The organism is Luteibacter sp. PvP120 (assembly GCF_054055715.1).
Genome location: NZ_JBSRXP010000006.1, coordinates 226414 through 252354 on the forward strand (window position 1 = coordinate 226414; position 25941 = coordinate 252354).

24 protein-coding genes are annotated in these 25941 nt (G+C 67.5%); 16 read left to right on the forward strand and 8 right to left on the reverse strand.

The annotated features are described in order from the left end of the window. Nucleotides 1-21 precede the first annotated feature (21 nt). The gene (gene trhA, locus ACVKN3_RS13935; RefSeq protein WP_036139795.1) at nt 22-690 is read right to left on the reverse strand and encodes a PAQR family membrane homeostasis protein TrhA; all 669 of its coding nucleotides are present in this window, start codon (nt 688-690) and stop codon (nt 22-24) included. A 124-nt stretch (nt 691-814) separates the two neighbouring features. Here trhA and ACVKN3_RS13940 point away from each other — a divergent pair, with 124 nt between their 5' ends. Both ACVKN3_RS13940 and ACVKN3_RS13945 read left to right on the forward strand, forming a co-directional pair. Beyond that, nucleotides 815-1642, forward strand: coding sequence for a universal stress protein (locus ACVKN3_RS13940; protein WP_051938613.1), 828 nt, complete (start codon nt 815-817; stop codon nt 1640-1642). Between the two features lie 174 nt (nt 1643-1816). Further along, complete coding sequence (locus ACVKN3_RS13945) at nt 1817-2482, forward strand: energy transducer TonB (RefSeq protein WP_354514767.1); 666 nt, start codon at nt 1817-1819, stop codon at nt 2480-2482. Nucleotides 2483-2506: 24 nt separating this feature from the next. Here the strand turns inward: ACVKN3_RS13945 and ACVKN3_RS13950 are convergent, their stop codons facing one another. Continuing rightward, nucleotides 2507-2800, reverse strand: a complete 294-nt coding sequence (locus ACVKN3_RS13950; RefSeq protein WP_036139790.1) for a hypothetical protein — start codon at nt 2798-2800, stop codon at nt 2507-2509. A 1061-nt stretch (nt 2801-3861) separates the two neighbouring features. Between ACVKN3_RS13950 and ACVKN3_RS13955 the strand changes: the two genes are divergently transcribed. From ACVKN3_RS13955 to ACVKN3_RS13970, 4 genes are read left to right on the forward strand one after another with little or no spacing between them, the layout of a single operon-like run. Continuing rightward, nucleotides 3862-4443: a cysteine dioxygenase gene (locus tag ACVKN3_RS13955; protein WP_036143887.1), complete on the forward strand. Its 582-nt coding sequence runs from the start codon at nt 3862-3864 to the stop codon at nt 4441-4443. A gap of 46 nt (nt 4444-4489) precedes the next feature. Continuing rightward, nucleotides 4490-5857 (forward strand): FAD/NAD(P)-binding protein, encoded by a 1368-nt coding sequence (locus ACVKN3_RS13960; RefSeq protein WP_354514770.1) that lies wholly within the window; start codon nt 4490-4492, stop codon nt 5855-5857. Between the two features lie 29 nt (nt 5858-5886). Further along, nucleotides 5887-7308 carry a cardiolipin synthase gene (gene cls / locus ACVKN3_RS13965; RefSeq protein WP_354514771.1) on the forward strand — a complete coding sequence of 474 codons (1422 nt, stop codon included), beginning with the start codon at nt 5887-5889 and terminating at the stop codon, nt 7306-7308. A 34-nt stretch (nt 7309-7342) separates the two neighbouring features. Beyond that, nucleotides 7343-8107 carry a carboxylesterase family protein gene (locus ACVKN3_RS13970; RefSeq protein ID WP_354514773.1) on the forward strand — a complete coding sequence of 255 codons (765 nt, stop codon included), beginning with the start codon at nt 7343-7345 and terminating at the stop codon, nt 8105-8107. A 3-nt stretch (nt 8108-8110) separates the two neighbouring features. Here ACVKN3_RS13970 and ACVKN3_RS13975 read toward each other — a convergent pair whose 3' ends face one another. The 5 genes from ACVKN3_RS13975 to ACVKN3_RS13995 form a co-directional block, all read right to left on the reverse strand. After that, complete coding sequence (locus tag ACVKN3_RS13975; protein WP_036139783.1) at nt 8111-8509, reverse strand: hypothetical protein; 399 nt, start codon at nt 8507-8509, stop codon at nt 8111-8113. A gap of 30 nt (nt 8510-8539) precedes the next feature. Then, nucleotides 8540-9772: an MFS transporter gene (locus tag ACVKN3_RS13980; RefSeq protein ID WP_354514775.1), complete on the reverse strand. Its 1233-nt coding sequence runs from the start codon at nt 9770-9772 to the stop codon at nt 8540-8542. Between the two features lie 151 nt (nt 9773-9923). Next, nucleotides 9924-10937, reverse strand: a complete 1014-nt coding sequence (locus tag ACVKN3_RS13985) for a Gfo/Idh/MocA family oxidoreductase (RefSeq protein WP_354514777.1) — start codon at nt 10935-10937, stop codon at nt 9924-9926. Between the two features lie 2 nt (nt 10938-10939). Continuing rightward, entirely contained in the window at nt 10940-11932 is a 993-nt protein-coding gene (gene iolG, locus ACVKN3_RS13990) for an inositol 2-dehydrogenase (RefSeq protein WP_354514779.1), read from the reverse strand. Then, the gene (locus tag ACVKN3_RS13995) at nt 11925-12791 is read right to left on the reverse strand and encodes a MurR/RpiR family transcriptional regulator (RefSeq protein WP_285406682.1); all 867 of its coding nucleotides are present in this window, start codon (nt 12789-12791) and stop codon (nt 11925-11927) included. Before ACVKN3_RS13995 ends, iolG begins: the two co-directional genes overlap by 8 nt. A gap of 204 nt (nt 12792-12995) precedes the next feature. Here ACVKN3_RS13995 and ACVKN3_RS14000 point away from each other — a divergent pair, with 204 nt between their 5' ends. The 9 genes from ACVKN3_RS14000 to ACVKN3_RS14040 all read left to right on the forward strand — a co-directional run bounded on the left by ACVKN3_RS14000 (nt 12996) and on the right by ACVKN3_RS14040 (nt 24576). Next, on the forward strand, nt 12996-14039 hold the full coding sequence (locus ACVKN3_RS14000; RefSeq protein WP_285406680.1) for a sugar ABC transporter substrate-binding protein: 1044 nt from the start codon (nt 12996-12998) through the stop codon (nt 14037-14039). Between the two features lie 17 nt (nt 14040-14056). After that, the gene (locus tag ACVKN3_RS14005; protein WP_354514781.1) at nt 14057-15217 is read left to right on the forward strand and encodes an ABC transporter permease; all 1161 of its coding nucleotides are present in this window, start codon (nt 14057-14059) and stop codon (nt 15215-15217) included. An 11-nt stretch (nt 15218-15228) separates the two neighbouring features. Beyond that, nucleotides 15229-16017 (forward strand): ATP-binding cassette domain-containing protein, encoded by a 789-nt coding sequence (locus ACVKN3_RS14010; protein WP_285406676.1) that lies wholly within the window; start codon nt 15229-15231, stop codon nt 16015-16017. Nucleotides 16018-16032: 15 nt separating this feature from the next. Further along, entirely contained in the window at nt 16033-18003 is a 1971-nt protein-coding gene (locus tag ACVKN3_RS14015) for a bifunctional 5-dehydro-2-deoxygluconokinase/5-dehydro-2-deoxyphosphogluconate aldolase (protein WP_354514784.1), read from the forward strand. Then, nucleotides 18000-19901, forward strand: a complete 1902-nt coding sequence (gene iolD / locus ACVKN3_RS14020) for a 3D-(3,5/4)-trihydroxycyclohexane-1,2-dione acylhydrolase (decyclizing) (protein WP_354514786.1) — start codon at nt 18000-18002, stop codon at nt 19899-19901. Before ACVKN3_RS14015 ends, iolD begins: the two co-directional genes overlap by 4 nt. Further along, nucleotides 19898-20806, forward strand: coding sequence for a myo-inosose-2 dehydratase (gene iolE / locus ACVKN3_RS14025; protein WP_354514788.1), 909 nt, complete (start codon nt 19898-19900; stop codon nt 20804-20806). Before iolD ends, iolE begins: the two co-directional genes overlap by 4 nt. Continuing rightward, entirely contained in the window at nt 20803-21600 is a 798-nt protein-coding gene (gene iolB / locus ACVKN3_RS14030; protein WP_354514790.1) for a 5-deoxy-glucuronate isomerase, read from the forward strand. The genes iolE and iolB overlap by 4 nt, the downstream gene beginning before the upstream one ends. Nucleotides 21601-21625: 25 nt before the next feature. Next, complete coding sequence (locus ACVKN3_RS14035) at nt 21626-23149, forward strand: CoA-acylating methylmalonate-semialdehyde dehydrogenase (protein WP_354514792.1); 1524 nt, start codon at nt 21626-21628, stop codon at nt 23147-23149. Between the two features lie 116 nt (nt 23150-23265). Continuing rightward, the gene (locus ACVKN3_RS14040) at nt 23266-24576 is read left to right on the forward strand and encodes a carbohydrate porin (RefSeq protein WP_285406661.1); all 1311 of its coding nucleotides are present in this window, start codon (nt 23266-23268) and stop codon (nt 24574-24576) included. Nucleotides 24577-24872: 296 nt separating this feature from the next. Here ACVKN3_RS14040 and ACVKN3_RS14045 read toward each other — a convergent pair whose 3' ends face one another. Continuing rightward, nucleotides 24873-25064: a CPXCG motif-containing cysteine-rich protein gene (locus ACVKN3_RS14045; protein ID WP_036139759.1), complete on the reverse strand. Its 192-nt coding sequence runs from the start codon at nt 25062-25064 to the stop codon at nt 24873-24875. Nucleotides 25065-25178: 114 nt separating this feature from the next. Here ACVKN3_RS14045 and ACVKN3_RS14050 point away from each other — a divergent pair, with 114 nt between their 5' ends. Continuing rightward, on the forward strand, nt 25179-25883 hold the full coding sequence (locus ACVKN3_RS14050; RefSeq protein ID WP_354514794.1) for an HAD family hydrolase: 705 nt from the start codon (nt 25179-25181) through the stop codon (nt 25881-25883). The last annotated feature ends 58 nt before the right edge of the window (nt 25884-25941 follow it).

Sequence of the window (25941 nt, forward strand, 5' to 3'; positions counted from 1 at the left end):
TGCTACGGCCCGCCGCGCACCTCAGTGCGTGGCGGGCCCCTGTGGGATGAGGTAAAACAGGACGGCGAAGAAGTGGCACACGCTGCCGGCCAGCACGAAGACGTGCCAGATCGCGTGGTGGTAAGGCAGCTTGCGCGCGATGTAGAACGGCACGCCGCCGGTGTAGGCCAGGCCGCCGGCCAGGAGCAGCAACAGCCCACCCGTGGGCACGCTCTCGCGGAGTGGCTGGACAGCGACGGCCGCCACCCAGCCCATCCCCACGTACATGATCACGGCCGCCTTGCGGTAGCGCTTGAGCATGCCCAGTTCGGCCAAGCTGCCTAGGATCGCCAGCGTCCAGATGGTGGAGAACAGGCCCCAGCGCCAGGCGCCATGCAGCGCCAGCAGCGTAAAGGGCGTATAGGTGCCGGCGATCAGCAGGAAGATGGCGATGTGATCGCACGTACGCAGGACCCGCTTCGCGGCCGCGCCTGGGATGGAGTGATACAGGGTGGACGCCGCATACAGCAGGATCAGCGTGGCGCCGAACACCGAACTGGCCACCACGGTACGCGTGTCGCCGTACATGACCGAAAACGCCACGAGCACGGCGAGACCGGCAATGCTCAGCACCAGACCGATGCCGTGAATCACGCTGCTGGCGACTTCTTCTCCGAGGGGATAGCGCGGCTGGGCGCTGTCGAAAGACATGGGCTTTTCCGGAATAAGTCGAACGCCGAAGATAACCGATTCGGTCCGTTATCGAGAAAAGGTCGCATTGCCGCAGGTTTTTGCCCGGATTGACCAGAGCGGCCCTGCCGTTGTTCCATGGGGCATGACCCTCGAACTGCTCGTGCACATCGCCCGCCTCCCGCCCCAGGGTGCCGGCCTGCGCGCCGCCGTCGCCCTGGCTGTCCGCCTGGGCTCCCGTCTGGATGCCCTGCACGTGGTCGACCTGCCGGCCGCCGCGTTCACCGTGCCCGAGGCCGTGCCCATGCAACTGGATGCCGTGCGCCAGCGCGCCGCCGACGCCCGGGCCGTGGTCAGCGAGTGGACCGACCTGATGCTGACGGCCGGCTTGCAGGGCAACTGGCGGGTCGGCAACGGCGACACCGTCACGGTGCTGACCCACGCCGCCGCCGGTTACGACCTGCTGGTGATGGAGCGCTCCTCCACCCTGCGTGGCGACGCCCCCGTCGGTTTTGGCGTGGTGTCGCGTACGGTGTTCGGCTCCAGCCGCGGCGTGCTGGTGGTGCCCGAGGCAGCCCCCGTAAGGACGCTGGGCGAGCACGTGCTGGTGGCCTGGAGCGGCAGCCGGGAATCGGCACTGGCCGTCCGCTCGTCGCTGCCGCTGCTGCGCAAGGCCACGCGCGTCACCGTCATCGACGGCAGCCGCGACGAGGATCCGGGCACCTGCGCCCTGCCGCATACCGACATCCGCACCTGGCTGGACACGCACGGCGTACAGGCCGAGGTGCGCCCGCTCGGCGACGGAGCGGCTTCCGCGCCGGGCCCCGCCCTGCTCGATACCGCCCATGCGGAAAACGCCGACCTCATCGTGATGGGCGCCTGGGGTCGTTCGCGCCTCTCGGAAATGGTGCTGGGCGGCACCACCCGCTACCTGTTCATGCAATCGGACGTGCCGATGCTGGTAGCTCACTGAAGGCGACGCGCTGACGCGTCAGCACTGACCGATTTGGCCGTCCAGACGGCCCTCTTGCAACTTTTCCCAAAGCCTGCCTAACCTGCAACCGGACCCGAACACGATCCCCGCCGGCCATGCCCGGCCGTGTTCCCGACCGCGCTTCACCTTCCCCCACGTTGCAGGAGGTGGCTCATGTCGTTCGCCCGTACGTCCGTCCTCGCCGGAGTGCATCCGGATACCGTCCGCATCGTCGCGATGAGCGCGGCGATCGCCCTCAACGCCGCCGCACTCGTCGCCGTCATGCGTCCCATGGTGGCCAACCTGGTCTCGGCCCCCGTGGCCCAGGAACCGATCCGACTGATCGAGCACCTGGTCGAACCCAAACCCGTTCCCGCGCCACCGCCCGTCGCCCTCAAGCCGCTCCCGGTCAAGCCACCCCGGACGGTCACCACCGTGACCCGGCCCATCACGTCGCCGCCCGTGCAGACGGCGGTGCCCACCGACGAAGGCAGCGCACCGATGGTGCCGGCGTTGCCGACCGTGGCGCCAACCGCCGCTGACGTCCCCAGCGCACCGGTGGAGGCCACGCTGGCGTATGTCTCGGCGCCCGCGCCGGCCTACCCGCGCATGGCCATCGGCGGCCGCATGCAGGGCACGGTCACCCTACGCGTACTGGTGGACGAAGCCGGAAAACCGCTGGACGTGGTGATCGAAAGCAGCAGCGGCCACAGCGTGCTGGACAAGGCGGCACGCGACCAGGTGCTGGCAAAGTGGCGGTTCCAGCCTGCCCAGCGCGACGGCCACACCGTGCAGGCGTGGGCGCGCATCCCCATCACGTTCGACCTGAAGAACCTCTAAGACAAGCGTGCCGCGCAGGCGCCCTCAACGGGGCGCCTGCATCACCACCACGTCGGGCTGGCGGCGGGTAGCCCGCGCAATCGCCCAGACGATCAGGGCCAGCACGGCCACGGGCAACAGCACCGGCAGCAGCGCCAGGGCGACCACGGGCGCCACCAGCAGCATGGCGATACCGCCGATCACCGCGCCAAGCAGGCTGGCAAACACGCTGAACACGCCGCCGATGACACCGAAAACCAGCTTCAGCACGGCGCCGACCAACGCAAAGACCAGCCAGAAGCCGGCGAACAGGATAACGAGCGAGGTGAGGACGATCATGGCAATGCACTCCGTGAAAGGCCGGCCGGTGGGCGGGTTCGCAGCCTAGGATGCTGTTGGGTGAGGGAAGGTTTAAAGGCGTTGGATGACTTCTTTGGGAGGGCTCGCGTTTGGCATCGCGTTGGGGCTTGGGCTTCGGAGCAAGAGCCGGCGGGTGCCACCCTCGGGGCCACGCCTGCGGCGACCCGACAGGGAAGGGCCGCGTTCGCGGCCGTTTATTGATTGCCCTTCGGGCCCGGGTCGGGCTTCGAACGGGGGTTTCCGATTCGCCATCCATGGCTCAGCGGAAACGGCCGGCCGTCGTGGCCGGCCCCCTGACGGGCCTGATCCGTTCGAAGCCCTCGCCTGCGGCTACCGGCCCCGAGGGTGGCACCCGCCGGCTCTTTCCAACGGTAAGGTTGCGTGTGGAGAGAGCGAAGAGCTGGGTTTCGCTTCGTGGGTGGGAACGCCCGTCGGCCTGCTTTGCATGGCATCGGTCGCCATAGATACGTCGAGGGTTCGCGCACGTGCGTGCGCTCCTACCCCCCAGACGGCGGATCACGCGTTGGATATGCGACGACCTGCCCTACCCCCTGGGGTAGGAGCCCACGATGTGGGCGAAAAGCCAACAAAGCGGCGACGCCGTACCCTGCACGTCTGCGACCGCTCGCGTCACAACCCACCTCAGTCTTGGAAAGAGCCGGCGGGTAGCCCCCTCGGGGCCGGTAGCCGTAGGCGAGGGATTCGAACGGTCAAGGCCCGAAGGGGGCCGGCCAGGACGGCCGGCCATTTTCGCTGAGCCATGGATGGCGAATCGAAAATCCCCGTTCGAAGCCCGACCCGGGCCCGTAGGGCAATAGATAAACGGCCGCGCCAGCGGCCCTTCCTTAGCGGGTCGCCGCAGGCGTGGCCCCGAGGGGGCTACCCGCCGGCTCTTGCTCCAGGCGCCAAGGCTCCAAGCCCAACGCGATGCCAAAGGCGAGCCCACGCAATCCACCACCCCACCCCAACCAGGAGTTACGACGGTTTAACGGCCTCCGTGGTCCACTTTCCTCCAGTGAATTCCAGAGACAGCCCATCCCATGGGTAAGCGTTTTTCCATCGTCAGGACGTTGCGCGATATCGCCTTCGACCTGTCGGACGTGGAGCACCCGGATCTCGCCTCGATGGGGCGGGACCTCGGCCGTGCGCTCCATGCCCACAGCCAGGAACTGGCCCAGGCCCTGGGGCCGTTGCGTGAGCGTCGCCGTGGCTTCGAGCGCTGGATACTCGCCGAGCGGTCGAAGCGACCGGTCAGCGTGCTGGTCATGGCCTGGCCGCCGGGTTATGTCACGCCGGTGCACGACCATGGCGGGCTGTGGGGGCTCGAAGCCACCATCTCCGGTGCGCTGGAAGTGGAATCGTTCGACCGTCCCCACGGCGACGAGCATGCCCTGCGCAGCACCGGGCGCACCTGGCTCGGTCCCGGGGACGCCACATGGTTCGACGCCACCGAGACGCACGCCCACCGCTGCCGCAATTTGTCGCGGCATGACACGGCGCTCACGCTTCACGTGTACGGTGGCGATCTGGCACAGTATCTCGCGTACGAGCAGCCGGGTCCCTCGGGACACTGGATCGCACGACCGAGGCAATCGATTATCGCGGGACGCCTGACGGCCTGACGGTCTACGGCCCTCCACCCCAGCCATCGGGCGAAGGACCAACAGCATGTTTCATAAAGTCGCCATCATCGGCGGTGGCGCGGCAGCGGCGACGCTGGTGAGTGAGTTGCTGGAGCGGCGCACGCCCCGGCCCTTGCACCTGGACTGGTACGCCGGCGCGCCGGCGGCCGGCCGTGGCATCGCCTATGGCACGCCCTCGGAACGCCACCTGCTGAATGTGCGTGCCGCCTCCATGGGCATGTTCGTCAGCAAGCCGGGCGGTTTCCTCGAGTACGCCCAGGCGCTGGACCCCTCGGTCAAGGGTTCCGACTTCCTGCCACGGCGCCTCTACGGCGATTTCCTCCAGTCGCGGGTGGAGCAGGCGGTGAAACACGCCGCGTCGCTGGGCCACGACATCAACGTGCATCCGTTCGAAGCCGATGCGCTGGTGCCCACGGCCGACGGCGTGACCATCGGCTACGGCGACGAGGAATCCCATGCCGACGCCGCGGTGCTGGCCATCGGTTCGTTGCCGCCGCGCCCCCTGGCCGGCGTCGAGGACGCCGCCATCGCCAGCGGCCGCTACGTCACCGATCCCTGGCCGTTCCTGGCCAGCGTGCAGCACGACGATCGCCCCCTGCGCGTGCTCGTCATCGGGCTTGGCCTCACGGCCGTCGATGTCTTGCTCGAACTGTCGGCGCATTGGCCGAACGCCCACTTCACCGCCCTGTCCCGCCACGGCAAGCTGCCCGAGCCGCACCTGGCCGCCGCCTCCGCACCCACGGACGACGGCTCGGAACTGGTCGAGGCGATGCAGGACGATCCGAACGTGCGCGTGTGGCTGCGTCGGTTGCGCGAGGCCACGGCCAACGCGAAGGACTGGCGCACCGTGATCGACGGCATGCGCCCGCATACCCAGGGCCTGTGGCGCGACCTGCCACGCGCCGAACGGTCGCGTTTCCTGCGTCACGCACGTTGGGCGTGGGAGCGGGCGCGTCATCGCATGCCGCCGCAGGTGGCCGCCGCGGCGACACGGCTGGAAGCCGAAGGCCGCTTCGAGCGTGGGCGTGGCCGCATGCGCGCGGTACGCCTGTCGCCGGAAGGCACGCTGGACGTGGTGCGCGCGCTGCCCGGCGGCGCGGAAAGCACGGCGTCGTACGACCTCGTCGTCCAGACCGTCGGCCTCAACACCGATACCCAGCGCACCGAGCATCGCCTCGTGCGCCAGCTGGTGGTCGACGGCCTGGTCCAGCCCGATCCCCTGGGCCTGGGCCTGCGCGCTGTGCCCGACGGCCACCTGCTGGACGGCAACGGCAAGGCCCGGCCCAACCTGTTCGCCATGGGCAGCATGCTGCGTGGCGCCCTGTGGGAATCCACGGCCATTCCGGAAATCCGCAAGCAGGCGCAGAACGTCGCCAACATGCTGCTGGGCTGACACGTCGAAAACGTGGACACTGCCGGCGTATGATCACGACGCTCATCGCCATCGCCGCGCTTTCCCTGCACGCCGCCGGCGTGCTGGCCGCCATGCACGCGGTCATGCATGCCCGCACGGCCCAGGGCGCCTTCGCCTGGGCCCTGGGCCTGGTCTTCCTGCCCTACCTGTCACTGGTGCCTTACCTGTTCCTGGGCGCCAGCCACTTCGGCGGCTACGTCGACCTGCACCGACAACGCCAGGCGCGGTTCTTCATGCTCCACGAGGAGGTGGCCCACCCGGGTCACACCGGCCTGCTGACGCCGCCCGCCCCCGTCCATGACCCGCGTTACGACGCCATCGGGCGGATGATCAACAGCGCCATGCACGGCGGCCACGCACTGGCCCTGCACATCGACGGGGAGGCCGCCTTCAACGCGATGTTCGCCGCCATCGCCCGCGCCGAGCGCTATGTGCTGGTGCAGTTCTTCATCATCCACGACGACGTGCTCGGCCGACGCCTGCGCGATGCCCTGCTGGAACGCGCCGCCGCCGGTGTGCGGGTATGCCTGCTCTACGACGGCATCGGCAGCCACGCCCTGCCGGACAGCTACGTGGAAACCCTGCACAAGGGCGGCGTCGAAGCACGCCGCTTCGCCACCCGGCGCTGGCGCAACCGCTTCCAGCTCAATTTCCGCAACCATCGCAAGGTGCTGGTGGTGGATGGCGAGCGCGGCTTCGTCGGTGGCCTCAACGCCGGCGACGAATACCTCGGCGCCTCGCCACCGCTGTCACCGTGGCGCGATACCCACATGCAGATCGAGGGGCCGGCCGTGGCCGACCTGCAGCGGGTGTTCGCCGAGGACTGGTACTGGGTGACCGGCGAGCGCCCGCCGTCGTCGCCCCCGCCCGAACGCTGCGGACGAGCCGCCACCCTCATCGTGGCCACCGGGCCGGCCGACCGGCAGGAGAGCTGCTCGCTGTTCTTCACCCAGGTGATCCACGCGGCGAAGCGGCGCATCTGGATCACCACGCCTTACTTCGTGCCGGATCCGGCCGTGTTCGCGGCACTGCGCCTGGCCGTGTTCCGCGGGGTGGACGTACGCATCCTGATTCCCTGCCGCCCCGACCATCGCACCGTGTTCATGGCCAGCACGCTCTATGCGCACGAGGCCACGGTGGCCGGCATCCGCATGTTCCGCTACCAGCCGGGCTTCGTGCACCAGAAGGTGATGCTGATCGACGAGGACACCGCCGTGGTCGGCAGCATGAACCTGGACAACCGCAGCTTCCGGCTGAACTTCGAGATCGCCGCGATGAACGTCGATGACACCTTCGCCGCCGAGGTGGAAGCGATGCTGGAAACGGACTTCGCCAACGCGGACGAAGTGAACGTCAACGACTACCGGCGGCTGTCGTACCTGCGGCGTGTGGCCCTGCATGTGGCGCGCCTGTTCGATCCGGTACTCTGACGCCTCGCGCCACCTCGCCGACCAGGGACTCATCATGCTTCGTACCCTCGCCTTCCTCACCGCCATGACCGCCGTCGGTGCCTCTGCCGCCCCCGCGCAGTTCGTCGAACGCAGCGTCGACGTGGCCGGCCGGACCTACCGCTATCAGGTGTTCGTCCCCGCGGACATCGCGCCGCATCCCGCCGTGGTGCTGTTCCTGCACGGCAGCGGCGAGCGTGGCAACGACAATCTCAAGCCGTTGTCGCAGGGCCTGCCGCCCTGGTTGAAGCAGCACACCGATTTCCCCGCCGTGGTGGTGATCCCCCAGGCGCCGGACAACACGGAGTGGACGGACAAGGCCGATGCCGACATGGCCATGGCCGCGCTGGAAAAAAGCGTCATGGAGTTCCATGGCGATCGCAAGCGCCTCTACCTCACCGGCCTGTCCATGGGTGGTTATGGCTCGTGGCAGCTCGCGGCGGATCATCCGGGCACGTTCGCCGCCGCGGCGATCGTCTGCGGCGGCGTCACCCAACTGGGCGACGACGAAGACCGCCAGCTGTTCGTGCAGGGGGTGCCGGCCGGCAGCGACCCCTTCGCCTGGGTGGCGCAGAAAGTCGGTGCGTTACCGGTGTGGATCTTCCACGGCGGCGACGACAACGTCGTGCCCACCGAGCAGTCGCGGAAGATGCATGCGGCGCTGGTGGCCCGCAAGGCCGAGGTGAAGTACTCCGAGTTTCCGGGCGTGAACCACGGCTCGTGGCAGAAAGCCTATGCGACACCGACGCTGTGGGACTGGATGTTCGCCCACCACCGCTGAGCGTCAGGGCGTGGGGGTGCGCATGCCCTGCAGCAGTTGCCTGAAGCCGCCGGAGAACACGGCCCAGCCCAGGCACACCCCCACCAGCGACCCCACGCATTCGAAGAACACGCGCAGGCCGATGGCGTCCGGATCGTGCACCGCCGCCAGCTTCAGGCGCAGCAGCGTCATCGATTGCAGCGGGGCGAAGTTGAAGTAGAAAAGGTCCCAGAGGTCCTGGCCGCCGGCGAGCACCAGCGTGAGCGCGAAGGCCACGCTGATGTCCTTGCCGTGGCTCCAGCCGTTGGCCTTGCCGAACGCCCGCACCACCGCATAGAGCACCAGGCCCACCAGCAGCGCGATGCCACCCGTCTCCAGCGCACCGACAATGCCGAAGCCGGTCCAGCTGCGATCGTAGGGCATGGTGGAACCTCGTCGGGAATCAGGGAGGCATTATGCCCGGGTAGCGGCCGCTTTCCCGCGGGAATCCGTGTCGCGACCGAAACGCAGGTACAGCGACACCGACAGCAGGGCCGCCGCCAGCGCGGCGAAACCGGCGAGGAGGAAGATGGCCGGGTAGTCGTAGATCCCCGCCACCCAACCGCCCACCGGCCCGGTCAGGCCCAGCGCTACGTCAAGGAACACCGAATAGGCGCCCAGCGCCGCACCGCGGTTATGGGTGCTGACGCGGTTCACCGCCTCCACGCCCAGCGCGGGGAAGACCAGCGCGAAGCCGGCCCCGGTCAGGGCCGCGCCGGCCATCGTGGCGTTCGGCGTGCTGCCGAGCCAAAGTGCAACCAGGCCGCAGGCCTCGATCGCCAGAGACACGATGGCCACGCGATAGCCGCCGAAGCGGTCGATGACGTTGCCGAACACGAGGCGGATACCAATGAAGCAGCCGCCGAAGATGGACAGCGACAGCGCCGCGTCCGTCCACCCGCGACTGGCGTAATACAGCGCGACGAAGGTGGACAACGAACCGAAACCGATCGAGCCCAGGGCCAGGCCCGCGCCGTAGGGCATGACACGCGACAGCACGCTCTTGAACGGCAGTCGCTCACCGTGGCTGGGCGCGATGCGCGCCTTCGCCAGCGCGAGCGGCACGGCGATCAACCCCAGCACGAAGGTAAGGATGCCCAAGGCGATGAAGCCGTGGTCGCGGGCGAGCGTCACACCCAGCGGCGCACCCAGCGCGATGCCGCCGTAGGTGGCGATGCCGTTCCAGGAAATCACCCGCGCGGTATGTTCGCCACCGATGCCGCCGATGCCCCAGGTGATCGACCCGGTGCTGACCCAGCTCTCGGCAAAACCCAGGCCCAGCCGGCTGAGCAGGATCAGCACCAGTGACAGCGCCGGAATGGTCGGCACCAGCGCGGCCAGTGCGAGGAACAGACCCGAGAGCGCCAGCACGACCAGCCCGGTGAGCACGGCGCGTTTCGGTCCCATCGCGTCGGCCATGCGCCCGGCATAGGGCCGGCTCATCAGCGTGGCGAGGTACTGCGCGCTGACCGCGAGGCCGGCCAGGATGGTCGAGTAACCGAGGTCGAGGTGCGCGAAGCCCGGCAATACGGCCAGCGGGATACCGATGCAGAGATAGACGACGAACGTGAACACGACGGCGGAAAGGATGCGCGCCGTGATCGCGAAACGCCGCCCGCGCTGGGGGACAAGGGGAGGTAGGGACATGGCGGGGATTATAACGCCGGGGTGTTGCGGTGCATCATGAAGAATAATTCGCCCACATCGTGGGCTCCTAAACGATAGCCGTTGTAGGAGCCCACGATGTGGGCGATCACGATCACCGGATGTAGGAGCCCACGATGTGGGCGATTTCCTCTCAAAGCCCCACCGGCTGCCCCGTCTGCAACGACTCGCGCAACGCGATGGCGATGCGCGTCGCTTCCACCGCGTCGTCCATGGTCAGGTCGAACGGCGTGTCGTCGAGCACGGCGTCGACGAAATGCCGGGCCTGGGTGACGAAGGCCGGGGCAAAACGCTCGTAGAACGATGGCAGCACCGTGTTGCGCACACCGTGGGCATCGGCAATCTCCACGCGGTCCGCGCGCGGGTTGCGACCGATGCTGACGCGGCCGGCGGTGCCGGTGACGTCGGTATGCGTGTCGTGGCCGTGCGCCTGCGTGCGCGAGGCGTAGAACATCGCCATGCGACCGCCCTCGAACTCCACGATGGCGATGCCGTTGTCCACGTCGCCGAGGGCTTCCAGCGGCGGATACATCGCCACGGTGCCCGTCGAATACACCTTGGTCGCCTTCGGCCGGCCCAGCAGCCAGCGGGCCAGGTCGATGTCATGCACGCTGCAGTCGAGGAAGATGCCGCCGCTGGTGGGCGCGAACTTCAGGAACGCACCGCTCGGGTCGGCCAGGTCCGTCGTCTGCGAATACACCAGGAACGGACGGCCGATGCCGCCCGCCTCGATATGGCGGAACGCATTCCGGTAGCTCTCGTCGAAACGACGCACGAAACCCACCATCGCCCGTTTGCCGGCCAGCGCGGCATGCGCCGCCGCGCGGCGGCAGTCGTCCAGTTCCAGCGACAACGGCTTCTCGCAGAACACATGCTTGCCCGCATCCAGCGCCTGCGCGATCTGCGCGGCATGCAGCGAGGTAGGCGTGACCAGGAACACGGCATCCAGCGACGGGTCGGCCAGCATGTCCTCATAGGAGGTATGGATGGTGGGAACATCCAGCGTGTCGCGGGCCCAGGCACGCTCCGCCTCCACGGGACTGCACACGGCGGCCAGTTCCGCGCGCGGGACGGCGCGCGCCAGGTTCTCGGCATAGCGCTGGCCGAGCCGGCCGAGGCCGGCCAGACCGATACGAAGCGTGGCCATGGTCAGATACTCACCTCGATCGCCTTGCCCTCGCGCCAGGAACGCGCGGCGGCCTCGGCCAGTTCCAGCGCCTTGATACCGTCGGCGATGGTGGTGCGCACCGGCGTGCCGCCAGCCAGCGCGTCGAAGAAGTGGGCGATCTCCGCCGCATACGCCTCGCGGTAGCGCTCGAGGAAGAAATGCTCCGGCAGGTCGTGCGCGATGCTGGACGCGGTATGCGCGACAACCTGGGTCGGCGCCACGTTGCCGGCCTGCAACATGCCCTTGCTGCCCAGCACCTCGAAACGCTGGTCGTAGCCGTATGCGGCACGGCGCGAGGTATTGATCTGGCAGAGCCGGCCGCTGCGCGTGCGGATGGTGACCGCCGTGGTGTCGATGTCACCGGCCTCCTGGATGGCCGGATCGGTGAGGCAGCTGCCGGTGGCATGCACGCTGACCGCTTCGTCGGAAAGAATCCAGCGGAAGATGTCGAAATCGTGGATCAGCATGTCCTTGAAGATGCCGCCGGAACTCTTGATGTAAGCGACCGGCGGGGCACCGGGATCACGGCTGGTGACCACCAGCAGTTCCGGCGTACCGATCTCGCCGTTATCCAGCCGCTTCTTCAGCGACGAGAACGTGGGGTCGAAGCGGCGCTGGAAGGCGATCATGCAGGTGACGCCCGCCTTCTCCACCGCAGCCTGGCACGAGCGCGCGCGCTCCACGTCCAGGTCCACCGGCTTCTCGCAGAAGATCGCCTTGCCCGCCGCCGCCGCGCGATGGATCAGGTCGGCATGCGTGTCGGTGCTGGAACCGATGACCACGGCACCGACAGCCGGATCGTTCAGGGCTTCATCCACGCTGGCAACCTTCGCGCCGTGCTTGCCCGCCAGCTCCTCGGCCGAGGGCGCGTGCACGTCCACCACGTAACGCAGGCGGGCTTCGGGGTGGCGGGCGACGTTGCCTGCGTGGATCTTGCCGATGCGACCGGCACCGAAAACGGCTACTTCAATCATCGTATTCTCCTCGGGGAAGTGTTTCTTCGACGGTCAGTTCGAGCTTGTAGGCCAGCGCGACGAACAGCGCCTGGCACAGGCACATGGTGCTGGTGAGACCACGGAAGGCGAACGCACTGCCCTCCTTCACCTTCAGTAGCACATCCGAATGCCGCGCCAGCGGGCCCAGGTCGCTCTCGGTGATACCGAGCACGCCGGCCTTGTGCTGCTGCGCCACGCGCATGGCGTAAAGCGTTTCCTTGCCGAACGGCGGAAAGCTGATGGCGATCAAGGCATCGCCCTTGCCGATGCTGCGCAGCTGCTCGCGGAACATGCCGCCCAGCCCGCTGACCAGGTGTACCCGCTTGGGTGTGTGCTGGAGGGCGTAGGCGATATAGGTGGCGATGGCGAACGACCGGCGCACGCCGATCACGTAGATGTTTTCGGCGGCGGCCAGCATGTCCACCGCTTTCTGGAAGCGCACCTCATCGATCTCGGCGGCCAGTTCGTCCAGGCCGGCGCGGCTGGCGTCGATGAAACGCGAGGCGATCTCCACCGCGGGCAGGCTGCCCTTGCCGCCCTTGATGACGCTACGGATGCGCTGCTGGTAGCTGCGCTGCGGCGCCGCCTGTGCCGTGAAGGCGTTGCGGAACACCGCCTGCATCTCGGTGAAGCCGGAATAGCCGAAGCGCTGGGCGAAGCGGACCACCGCCGACGCGTGCACGCCGCAGCCCTCGGCAATCTCACCGACGCGCTGGACCATGATGGAACCACGATGTTCCTCAAGGTAGCGGGCCACGCCCTGTAGCTGCCGCGGCAAGGCCTCGAATTCCTCCGCGATGCGCTGCATGAGGGCATCGGCTTCGTCGCGTTTGGCCATGGGGCACTCCAGGGGGGGACCGGCGGCATTCAACCACGGGATGGAACATATTTTCCATTTATTTTTTTTGCTGCAATGCAAATTGCAACCGTGGAACGGCAGGTCCATGCTCGGCTCGCTTTCGGCACAAACCGCGGCCCCCGGGCCGTCGTCGCAGTTCGATACCCATCACCCGACCGCGCCGCGGTCACCTGTGGAGGCTATATGCGATCCAAACTTTTCCACGCCTCGTTGGCGGCAGCCCTCGCCCTCGGTCTCGGCCTTGCCGCCCCTGCCTCGCAGGCCGCGCCCGGCGACCGTTATGTCCTGGTGACCCACGCCGCCGATTCCGATTCCTGGTGGAACACGATCAAGAACGCCATCAAGCAGGCAGGTGAGGACTTCGGCGTGGAGGTGGACTACCGCGGCTCCGGCAACGGCGATCTCTCCGAAATGGCGCGCCAGCTCGAGTCCGCCGCCGCGCGCAACTACAAGGGCGTGTCGTTCGACATCGCCAGCTTCGCGGTACTGAAGTCGCCGGCGGCGAAGATTTCCGCCAAGGGCATTCCCATCGTCACGATCAACTCCGGCACCCCGGACGAGAGCAAGAAGATCGGCGCGATCATGCACGTAGGCCAGGGCGAGTACGACGCCGGCAAGGCCGCTGGCGAGCGCGCCAAGGCCAAGGGCGTCACCAGCTTCGTCTGCGTCAACCACTACGCCACCAACAACGCCTCGTTCGAACGCTGCAAGGGTTTCGCCGACGCCATCGGCGTGAAGGACTGGCGCAAGACCTCGATGATCGACTCGGGCATGGACCCGACGGTGGTCGCCAGCAAGGTCAGCGCCTACCTGCGCAGCAACCCGAAGACCCAGGCCATCCTGGCCCTCGGCCCCAACGCCGCGGAGCCGACCATCAAGGTGGTCAACGACATGCACCTGGCCGGCAAGATCGACTTCGGCACGTTCGATCTCTCCCCCGCCATCATCAACGGCATCAAGTCCGGCACGATCCAGTACGCGATCGACCAGCAGCCGTACCTGCAGGGCTACATGGGCATCGCCGCGCTGGTGATCGCGCATGACGAGAAAACCAACGACCCGGCGAAGATCATCGCCGCGCTCAAGGCCAACCCGAAGTTCCAGGCCCGCCTGAAGCAGTACGACCTGAAGCCCGTCTACACCGCCACGGGGGTCAGCTCCGGCCCGGCCTTCGTCACGAAGGACAACGTGGCCACCGTCGAGAAATACGCCGGTCAGTACCGCTGATCGCCGGGGAATGAACCATGAGCGCCATCAATGAGAGCGTGTCAGACATGATCCAGTCCAACCGCGCGAAAGCGCCGGAAGCACCGACCTCCACGGACGAACGCGTGCGACGGGTATCCCCGTGGCGCATTCTCCTCGACCGGCCCGAACTCGGGTCGATCGCGGGCACCGTGCTCGTCTTCGTCTTCTTCGGCATCTTCGCCCGCGGCTCGGGCATGTTCGCGCTCGATGGCGTGATCAACTGGGCGCAGGTAGCGGCGTACCTCGGCATCCTGGCCGTGGGCGCCTGCCTGCTGATGATCGCCGGCGAGTTCGATCTGTCGATGGGTTCGATGATCGGCTTCGCCGGCGTATTGGTCGCCATTCCACCGATGTACCTGGGCTGGCCGCTGTGGGCGGCCGTGCTCTTCGCCTTCGTCGGCTGCATGGCGCTGGGTGCGCTCAACGGCTACCTGGTGGTGCGCACCCGGTTGCCGTCGTTCATCGTCACCCTCGCTTTCATGTTCATCCTGCGTGGCCTCACGCTGGTGCTGTCCACCAGCTTCGCCAACAGCACCATCGTCAGCGGCGTGGGCGACAAGTTCGCCGAGGACCCGGTCATCAATGCGCTGTTCTCGGGCACCACGCTGCACTGGCTGTTCACCGCGCTGGCCGGCATGAACCTGATCGAGAAGCTGCCCAGCGGCGATCCCGTGGTCGGCGGCATTCCCAAGGTGCTGGTGTGGTGGCTGGTGATGGGCCTGGCCGCCGGCTTCGTGCTGGCGCGCACCCGCTTCGGCAACTGGATCTTCACCGTGGGCGGCGACGCCAACGCCGCCAAGAACGTCGGCGTGCCGGTGCGCCGGGTCAAGGTGTCGCTGTTCGTGCTCACCGCGTTCTGCGCCTGCCTGTTCGGCGTGCTCCAGGTCGCCGACGTGGGTTCCGCGGCCGCCGATCGCGGCCTGCAGAAAGAGTTCGAAGCGATCATCGCCGTGGTCATCGGTGGCGCGCTGCTTACCGGCGGCTTCGGTTCGGTCATCGGTGCCTGCTTCGGCGCACTGATCTTCGGCGTCGTGCAGATCGGCATCTCGTACACCAACATCGATTCGGACTGGTACCGCGTGTTCCTCGGCGGCATGTTGCTGCTGGCGGTGCTGTTCAACCATTACATCCGCAGCCGCGCTGCGAGTACCAAGTGAGGACCGCCCGCATGGCCGACGATTACATTCTCGAACTGGACAACGTCAGCAAGTTCTTCGGCAGCGTGATCGCCCTGCAAGGCGTGACGTTGCGGTTGCGGCGCGGCGAAGTGCATTGCCTGCTCGGCGACAATGGCGCCGGCAAGTCCACGCTGATCAAGACCCTGGCCGGCGTGCACCAGCCCAGCACCGGCGAATACCGCGTCGAAGGGCAACCCGTGAAGTACGGCTCGCCGCGCGAGGCGCTGGACGACGGCATCGCCACCGTTTACCAGGACCTGGCGCTGGTGCCGCTGATGAGCGTCGCGCGCAACTTCTTCGCCGGGCGTGAGCCGCAGCGGAAGGTGTTCGGGCTGATTCCCGTCATCGACATGCGCTACGCCAACGAGACGGCGCGCGAGAAGCTGGCCGAGATGGGCATCCGCGTGCGCGACGCCAGCCAGCCGGTGGGCACCATGTCCGGTGGCGAGCGGCAGTGCCTGGCCATCGCCCGCGCCATCCATTTCGGCGCCAAGGTGCTGATCCTGGACGAGCCCACGGCGGCCCTGGGCGTCAAGCAGTCGTGCAACGTGCTCAAGCTGATCCACAAGGCACGCGAGCGCGGCATCTCGGTGATCTTCATCACTCACAACGTGCACCACGCCTACCCCATCGCGGACAGCTTCACGCTCTTGAACCGCGGCCAGTCCATGGGCACCTTCGCCAAGGCGGATGTCACCAAGGAAGCCGTGCTCGACATGATGGCCGGCGGCACCGAGATCCAGAGCCTGGTCGACGAACTGGAAGGCCGCGCGGCCTGAACACGGAAAACCCCCATGCGTAGTCCCCTGCCCCGCTCCGCCTCCCGCCCCATCGACGTCGCCTGCCTCGGCCGGCTCGCGGTGGATCTCTACGCCCAGCAGATCGGCGCCCGCCTGGAGGACGCCACCAGTTTCGCCAGGTACCTCGGCGGGTCTTCGGCCAACGTCGCCTTCGGCACGGCACGGCTGGGCCTGCGCTCGGCCATGCTCGCCCGCGTCGGCGACGACCACATGGGCCGTTTCCTCACCGAGACGCTGGACGCCGAGGGCTGCGACATCAGCCAGGTCACGGTCGACCCGGACCGCCTCACCGCCCTGGCCATCCTGGGCATCAAGGATCGCGAGACGTTTCCCTTGCTGTTCTACCGCGACAACTGCGCCGACATGGCGCTGACCGCGGAGGATATCGACGAGGCCTTCATTGCCCGCTGCCGCGCGCTGGCCATCACCGGCACGCACCTGTCGCAGCCGGGCGTGCATGCCGCGGCCACGCGGGCCATCGACCTGGCCCGCCAGCACGACGTGCGCACGGTGCTCGACATCGATTACCGTCCGGTGCTCTGGGGCCTGACGGGCAAGGGTGACGGCGAGCGCCGCTTCGTGGCCGCCGATCATGTCACCGCGCACCTGCAGGCCAGCCTGCCGGGCTTCGACCTGATCGTCGGCACGGAAGAAGAGTTCCATATCGCCGGCGGCAGCGAGGACCTGCTTGCAGCACTGCGCGCGGTGCGCGGCATCAGCGCCGCCACCCTGGTGGTCAAGCGTGGCGCCATCGGCTGCAGCGTGATCGACGGCCCCATTCCCGAGCGCATCGACGACGCCCCGACCTACCGCGGTGCGCGCGTGGAGGTGCTGAACGTGCTCGGCGCGGGCGACGCCTTCCTTTCCGGTTTCCTGACCGGCTGGCTGGACGGCGAGTCCGTGGAGCGGGCCTGCGCGTTCGCCAACGCGTGCGGCGCCATCGTGGTGTCCCGCCACGGCTGCGCACCGGCCATGCCCGCCCGTGCGGAACTCGAAGCATTCCTCACCCGTGAAGGCGGCATCCCGCGGCCTGATCTCGACGCCGAGCTGTCCCACCTGCACCGCACCGCCGTGCCGCGCAAGGCGTGGAACGAGCTGTATGTATTCGCCTTCGACCACCGGGTGCCGTTCTTCGAGCTGACCCGCGAAGCCGGCGGCGACGAAGCCCGGCTGCCGCGCCTGAAGGAGCTGCTGGTGGAGGCGGTGGCCGCCACCGAACACGCCGGCCACCTGCAGGGCCATGTCGGCCTGCTGGCCGACGACCGCTACGGCCAGGACGCACTGAACGCGGCCACCGGTCGCGGCTGGTGGATCGGCCGCCCGGTGGAAGTGCCGGGCTCCAGTCCGCTCGAACTCGAGCGCGGCCGCTCCATCGGCAGCCAGCTGATCGCCTGGCCGCGCGAACACGTCATCAAGTGCCTGGTGGCCTTCGATCCGGATGCCACACCCATGGAGCGCGTGGAGCAGGAAACCCAGATCCGTTCGCTCTACGACGCCGCCGTGATCAGCGGCCACGAACTGTTGCTGGAAATCATCCCGCCGTGCAGCGGCGGCCCCGCCCAGCGCGACGAGCTGGTGCTGCGTTCGATGAAGCGTATCTACAACCTCGGCATCCGCCCCGACTGGTGGAAGCTGTGCCCGCCGCAGCGCGACGCCTGGCAAGGCATCGACGCCCTGATCGCCGAGCGCGACCCGCATTGCCGGGGCGTGCTGCTGCTCGGCCTGAATGCCCCGGAAGAGGTTCTGGCCGCCGGCTTCGCCGATGCCCTGGAGAGCACCACGTGCCGTGGCTTCGCGGTGGGCCGCACCCTGTTCAGCGAACCGGCGAAAGCCTGGCTGGCGGGGCGGATCGACGATGAGACGCTGGTCGCCCAGGCGCGTGCCGCGTTCGAACGGATGATCGCCCTGTGGCGCGAAGGCCGTCGTGCCCCGCAGGCGCCGATGCAGGAAGGCGCCGCGGCATGACCACGCCCTCCTCTCCCCCGGCCACCGTCCGGCTGACCACGGCGCAGGCGTTGGTCCGTTACCTCGCCGCGCTCCACGGCCGCGATCCGGACAGCGATGTGTCGGCGCCGCTGTTCGGCGGGGTCTTCGCCATCTTCGGCCACGGCAACGTGGCCGGGCTGGGTGAAGCGCTGCACGGCATCCGCGACACGCTGCCGACGTATCGCGCGCACAACGAACAGGCGATGGCGCATACCGCCATCGCCTACGCCAAAGCGCACATGCGCCGGCGGATGATGGCCGTCACCACGTCCATCGGGCCGGGCGCCACCAACCTCGTGACGGCGGCGGCACTGGCCCACGTCAACCGCCTGCCGGTCCTGCTGCTGCCCGGCGACATCTTCGTCTCGCGCGCCCCGGATCCGGTGCTGCAACAGCTGGAGGATTTCGGCGACGGCACCGTCTCGGTCAACGACTGCCTGCGTCCGGTATCCCGTTACTTCGACCGCATCGTGCGTCCGGAGCAACTGCTGACGGCGCTGCCGCGGGCCATCCGCGCGCTCACCGATGCCGCGCTGTGCGGCCCGGTGACGCTAGCGTTGCCGCAGGACGTGCAGGCCGAGGCGTACGACTGGCCGCTGGCCTTCTTCGAACCGCGCGAGATCGTGTTCCGCGCGCCGCAGCCCACCGACGACGAACTGATGCACGCGCTGGATGCCATCGAGGCAGCCGAGCGTCCGGTCATCGTGGCCGGCGGCGGTGCGCTGTACGCCAGGGCCACCCCGCAATTGCTGGCCTTTGCCGACAAGCACGGCGTGCCCGTGTGCGAAACCCAGGCCGGCAAGGGCGTGCTGCCCTGGAACCACCCGCTGCACCTGGGCCCCGCAGGCGTGTGTGGCTCCACCGCCGCCAACGCCCTGCTGCGCGACGCCGACCTGGTGATCGCCGTGGGCACGCGACTGCAAGATTTCACCACCGGCTCGAATGCCCTGTTCGCCCACGTGCCGATCCTCTCGGTCAACGTCAATACGTTCGACGCGCTCAAGGGCAACGGCCTGGAAGTGATCGGGGATGCCGCACGCGTGCTGGACGACCTGGGCTTCGGCCTGGAGGACTGGACCGCTCCGGAAGCCTGGACATTGCGCGCGCGCCAGGTGGCCGGGGAATGGCTGGACATCGTGGCGCGCACCACGGATGCCCGCCAGCCGCCGGCAGGCCGCCTGCCCTACGACGGCGAAGTGATCGGTGCCGTGCAACGCTCGTCGTCACGCTCCACGCAAGACGACGTGGTCGTCTGCGCCGCGGGCACGCTGCCGGCGGAACTGGAAAAGCTGTGGCGCACCGAAACACCCGGCGGCTACCACATGGAATACGGCTACTCGTGCATGGGTTATGAGATCGCCGGCGGCCTGGGCGTGAAGATGGCCCTGCCCGACCGCGAGGTGGTGGTCATGGTCGGCGACGGCAGCTACCTCATGATGAATTCCGAGATCGCCACCTCGGTGATGCTCGACGCCAAGCTCATCGTCGTGGTGCTGGACAACCGGGGTTACGGCTGCATCAACCGGCTGCAACAGTCCACCGGCAGCGCCGCGTTCAACAACATGTTCGACGATTGCGTGCAGGGCCGGCACGGCGCACCCACCATCGATTTCGCCGCGCATGCCCGCGCCATGGGCGCGATCGCCGAGCACGTCGCCGACATCGCCGGCCTGGAGGCCGCGATGGAACGCGCGCGCGCCGCCGACCGCACCTACCTCATCAGCATCGATACCGACCACACGCGCACCACGGACGAAGGCGGCGCCTGGTGGGAGGTGGCGATCCCCGAAGTATCGTCGCGCGACGCCGTGCGCGACGCCCGCGCCGGCTACGACACCGCCATCGTGGCCCGCAAGACCAGGAACACGCCCGCATGAAAAACGATCCCATCCGCATCGGTATCAACCCCATCTCCTGGAGCAACGACGACCTGCCCTCGCTCGGCGGCGAGATCCCGTTGTCCACCGCACTCACCGAAGGCAAGGCCATCGGCTACGAGGGCTTCGAGCTGGGCAACAAGTTCCCGAAGGAGCCGGCCGCGCTGCGCGACCTGATGGCCGGCTATGGCCTGGACGTGGTGTCCGGCTGGTATTCGGGGCGCGTGGCCGAGCGGTCCGCGCAGGACGAAACCGTGGCTGTGGAGAAACACCTCCGTCTGCTGGCCGAGAACGGCTGCAAGGTCATGGTCTACGGCGAGGTGGCCCACGCCATCCAGGGCGAGCCGGTGCCGCTGTACAAGCGCCCGCGTTTCCGCACGGCCGACGACTGGAAACGCTACGGCGACAACCTCACCGCGTTCGCGAAGTTCACGCTGTCGCACGGCGTGCGGCTGGCCTACCACCATCACATGGGCGCCTATGTGGAATCGCCCGAGGATGTAGACCAGCTGATGGCCCACACCGGCGACGAAGTGGGCCTGTTGTTCGACAGCGGCCACACGTACTTCGGCGGCGGCGACCCCCTGGCCGTGCTGGACCGCCACATCGGCCGCATCTGTCACGTGCACTGCAAGGACGTGCGTCCCGGCGTGGTCCGCCTCGCACGCAACCGCCACTGGACCTTCCTCGAATCCGTGCTCAACGGCGCCTTTACCGTGCCGGGCGACGGCGTGATCGATTTCGCGGCCATCATCGATCGGCTGAAAACCCACGGGTACACCGGCTGGCTGGTGGTCGAGGCCGAGCAGGATCCGTCCGTGGCACCCAGCTATGCCTTCGCCAAGAAAGGCTACGACACGCTGCGCAACCTGCTGGACCGCGCGACGGTCGGGGAGGCCGCATGAGCCTGCTGGTCAAGGCCATGCCCACCGGCGAGGCGATCGTCAAGGTCACCCCGGAAACCGCCCACTGGAAACACGTAGGCTTCGAGGCGCGTCGCATCGCGGCGGGCTCCACCGTCGAGATCGCGCTGCCGGAAGGTCGCGAAGGCTGCCTGGTGGTGCTCGTGGGCCGCGTGGACATTGCCGTGGCAGGCCAGTCGTGGAAAGACCTCGACGGACGTGCCAGCGTGTTCGAGGACCGCGCGCCGCATGCGGTGTATGCGCCACCCTCATCGGTTTACACGGTAACCGCGCACACCGATGCCGAACTGGCGCTGGCGTCCGCGCCGGCCACTGGCAAGTTTCCCGCGCGGCTGATCGACCCGGCGACGATGAAGCGTTCCACGCGCGGCACCGGCGCCAACACGCGCTACGTATGCGACATCCTGCCGGAGACGGAAGACGCGGAGTCGCTGCTGGTGGTCGAGGTGCTGACACCCGCAGGGCATTCGTCCAGCTACCCACCGCACAAGCACGACACCGACGCCCTGCCGGAAGAGAGCGTGCTGGAAGAGACCTACTACCATCGCGTCGATCCGCCGCAGGGTTTTGCCTTCCAACGTGTCTACACCGACGAGCGCGACATCGACGAGTCGATGGCCGTCGGCAACCACGACGTGGTGATGGTGCCGCGCGGCTACCACCCGGTGGTGATGCCGCACGGCTACCGCGGCTACTACCTCAATGTCATGGCCGGCCCGAGCCGCGCCTGGCACTTCCGTAACGATCCCGCCCACGAATGGATGATCGCGCGCTGACCGCGCCGCATCGGAGTAACCGAACATGTCCGCCCAGCCTTCCGCTTCCTCCCTTCCCCGTATCGGCCATTTCATCGACGGCAAGCCCTATACCGGCTCGCCCTCCGGCACGGCACCGGTCTACGACCCGGCGCGCGGCGTGCCCGCGGCCGAGGTGGACCTCGCGTCGGTCGCCGATGTCGATGCCGCCGTGCGCGCGGCGCATGCCGCGTTCCCGGCATGGTCCGACACGCCGCCGCTCAAGCGTGCGCGTGTGATGTTCCGCTTCAAGAACCTGATCGAGCGCGACCTGGACCGCCTCGCGCGCATCATCGTGGCCGAACACGGCAAGGTGCTTTCCGACGCGAAAGGCGAAGTGATCCGCGGGCTGGAAGTGGTCGAATACGCGTGCGGCATCCCGGAACTGCTCAAGGGTGAGTACACCGAACAGATCGCCAACGGTATCGATGCCTGGACGATGCGCCAGGCGCTGGGCGTGTGCGCCGGCATCACCCCGTTCAACTTCCCCGCCATGGTGCCGATGTGGATGTTCCCCATGGCGCTGGCCTGCGGCAACACCTTCGTGTTGAAGCCGTCCGAACGCGATCCGTCGCTGGCGGTGGAACTGGCCCGGCTGCTGCAGGAAGCCGGCCTTCCCGACGGCGTGTTCAACGTGGTGCACGGCGACAAGACCGCGGTGGATGCCCTGCTGGAACATCCACTGGTGCGCGCGGTGAGCTTCGTCGGTTCCACGCCGATTGCCGAATACATCTATGCGCAGGGTTCCGCCAGGGGCAAACGCGTACAGGCACTGGGCGGCGCGAAGAACCACATGATCGTCATGCCCGACGCCGACCTCGACAAGACGGCGGATGCACTGATGGGCGCGGGTTACGGCGCCGCCGGTGAGCGCTGCATGGCGATCTCCGTGGCCGTTGCCGTGGGCGAGGCCACCGCCGATGCGCTGGTGGCGAAGCTCGCGCCGCGGGTGAAGGCGCTGCGCATCGGTCATGGCCTGGACGAGACGATCGAGATGGGCCCGGTGGTCACCGGCGTGCATCGCGACCGCATCACCCACTACATCGACGACGGCGAAGCGGCCGGTGCCGAGCTGGTCGTGGACGGCCGCGGCTATCAGGTCGCCGGTTGCGAACAGGGCTTCTTCGTGGGCGGCACGCTGTTCGACCGCGTCACCCCCGCCATGCGCATCTACAAGGAAGAAATCTTCGGACCCGTGCTCTGCGTCGTTCGCGTGCCGGATTTCGCTAGTGCCCTGAAGCTGGTGGACGAGCATGAATTCGGCAACGGCACGGCTATCTTCACCCGCGACGGCCAGGTGGCCCGCGAATTCGCCCACCGCGTTCAGGTGGGCATGATCGGCATCAACATCCCTATTCCCGTGCCGATGGCCTTCCACAGCTTCGGCGGCTGGAAGAAGAGCCTGATGGGAGACCACCACGCCCACGGCCCGGAATCTGTGCGCTTCTACACAAGACAGAAAGCTGTCACACAGCGTTGGCTGAACCACGACGAAAGTGCGGGGGCAGAATTCGCGATGCCCACACATTAGTCTGACAAAAACATTATGATGCGGCGGGTTGGACGCGCGGGGAGCTATTGTGCGTTGCAACTTAGATAATCAAAAGCCATAAACGCAAAAGCATAAATTTTCAGGGAGAAGGACACATGCTCAACGTACTCGCTAAGCGTCCCATCGCCGGCGTGCTGCTCGCATGCCTCGGCCTGGCTGCCACCGCGGCGCACGCCGACGACCTCGCAACCAGCAAATACCTGTTCGGTGACTGGAACGGTGAACGCACGCGGCTCGAAGACGCCGGCGTGAAGTTCGACCTCGGTTACGGCGGTGAAGCGGCCCACAACTACTCGGGCGGCACCAAGAACATCACCCGTTACACCGACCAGTGGAAGCTGGGCGCCGCGTTCGACCTGCAGAAGCTGTGGGGCTGGAACGGCGCGACGTTCAACATCGTGGTTACCGATCGTAACGGCCGCAACATCGGCGCCGACGCCAACATCGGCAACAACCAGCTGATCCAGGAAGTCTACGGCCGCGGCCAGACCTGGCACCTGACGGTCTTCTCCCTGGTGCAGAAGTTCTTCGACGATCGCCTGACCTGGAAGATCGGCCGCCTGCCGGTCGGCGAGGACATCAACCAGTTCTCGTGCGACTTCCAGAACCTGACCTTCTGCGGCGCGCAGCCGGGTAACATCGTGGGCGACTACTGGGTCAACTGGCCGACCAGCCAGTGGGCCACGGTGCTGAAGCTGGATACCTCGAAGGAAACCTTCGTCCAGATCGCCGCCTACCAGGTCAACCCGAAGTACGTCGACGACTCCTACGCGCGTCACAACGGCCTCAAGCCGAACTTCCCCGGCGGCACCACCGGTGCGCTGATCCCGCTGGAGTTCGGCTGGAAGCCGATGGTCAACGGCCTGCCCGGTTCGTACCGCGCCGGCGTCTGGTACAACACGTCCAAGGGTAACGACCTGTACCTCGACGTGAACCGCCAGCCCATCGCACTGACCGGCAACGAGCCGCTGCAGCACGATTCCCGCAAGGGCGCATGGATCACCTTCCAGCAGCAGGTGTCCGGCGAAGCCGGCGGCAACGGCACCACGGTGTTCCTGAACATCGCGTCGGCCGACCACGAGACGTCCGCAACCAACAACCAGATCTCGCTGGGCATGGAGTACAAGGGCATCTTCGATCGCCCGAACGACTTCATCGGCGCCGCCATCGGTGGCTCGCACGCCAGCGGTTACGCCGCGAAGAACCAGCGCCTGGTCAATGCCATCACCGGCACGGACGGCATCGTCAACGACGGCTACGAGAAGGTGGCCGAAGTGTTCTACAGCTACTCGCCGATCCCCTCGATCGCACTGCGTCCCAACCTGCAGTACATCAAGGATCCGGGCGGCAGCAAGCAGAACGACGACGCGCTGGTGCTCGGCCTGAAAATGTCGGTGGCGTTCTAAGCCGCTCCGTCATCGGTGTCATCGAGAAGGCCTGGGGAGACCCGGGCCTTTTCTTTGTGTGGGGGGCTGGGTCGCCCACATCGTGGGCTCCTACACGGCTGCGGTGGCGTGGAGGGCCGCATCGCCCACATCGTGGGCTCCTACAGCGCAGCGTCGCGTTGCCGTTGTAGGAGCGGACGATGTCCGCGATCCACCGCCATCTACGTTTGCGTTCGGAACCGCCCGCATGGATGGATGGCATGGCTTCATTCGATGTGGGCAGGGTGACGGATCGCCCACATCGTGGGCTCCTACAGTTAGCCCTCATTCTCCGCCGACGCATCCAGCGCGAACGAATCGTCGCCCTCGTCCACCGTCAGGCGCATCACGATCGGCCGGCAGCAGACCTGGCAATCCTCGATGTACATCTGGCTGCCGCCCGACGTATCGACGGCCACCTCGATGGTCTCGCCGCAGTAGGGGCAGGCAACGTCGGTAAACTCATACATATGGAATAGTCCCAGGACAGGCGCGCGGTTGCGCGCGGCATCGATTGACGGCAACCTGCGAGGTTCCGCTTTAACGATGTCGCACGCAACCGTGCGCGCAGGAACCTTGCCTTCATGATCGAGATGGTCGGCTTCGACGGCGACGACACGCTGTGGCGTAGCCAGGAATACTACGACGACGCCCAGGCGGCCTTCGAGGCCATCCTGGGCCGGTATGTCGATCTGGCCGCGGAGGGCCTGCGTGCCTCCCTGCTGGCCACGGAGCGCGGCAACATCGCGCTGTTCGGCTACGGCGCCAAGGGCATGGCCCTGTCCATGATCGAATCGGCGATCGAGCTGACCGACGGGCGCATCGAGGCCCGGGACATCCATCGCATCGTGCGCCTGGCCAAGGACGTGCTCGGCCACCCGGTCGAGTTGCTGCCCGGCATCCGCGAGGCGGTGGAGGCCGTGGCGGCGACCCACCGCGTGGTGCTGATCACCAAGGGCGACCTCTTCCACCAGGAAGCCAAGGTGGCCCAATGTGGGCTGGCCGGCATCTTCCACCGGATCGAGATCGTCTCGGAGAAGGATCCCGCCACGTACACCCGCCTGCTGCAGGAGTTCGGGCTCCCGCCGGAACGCTTCGCCATGGTCGGCAACTCGCTGAAGTCGGATATCGCCCCGGTAGTCGCCCTGGGCGGCTGCGGGGTGTACATGCCCTACCACAGCACTTGGGAGCACGAGCGCCTGACCGGCTTCGCCATGGGCGAGCGCGTGGTCGAGGTGGCCGGCGCCGAGGCCATCCCCAGCGCCATCGCGTCACTGCACGCCGTCTGAGCCCAGTCCACGCCACCTTCGCGCCCCAGCCGCGAAGCTGGCTCGGTCGATTCGGGAG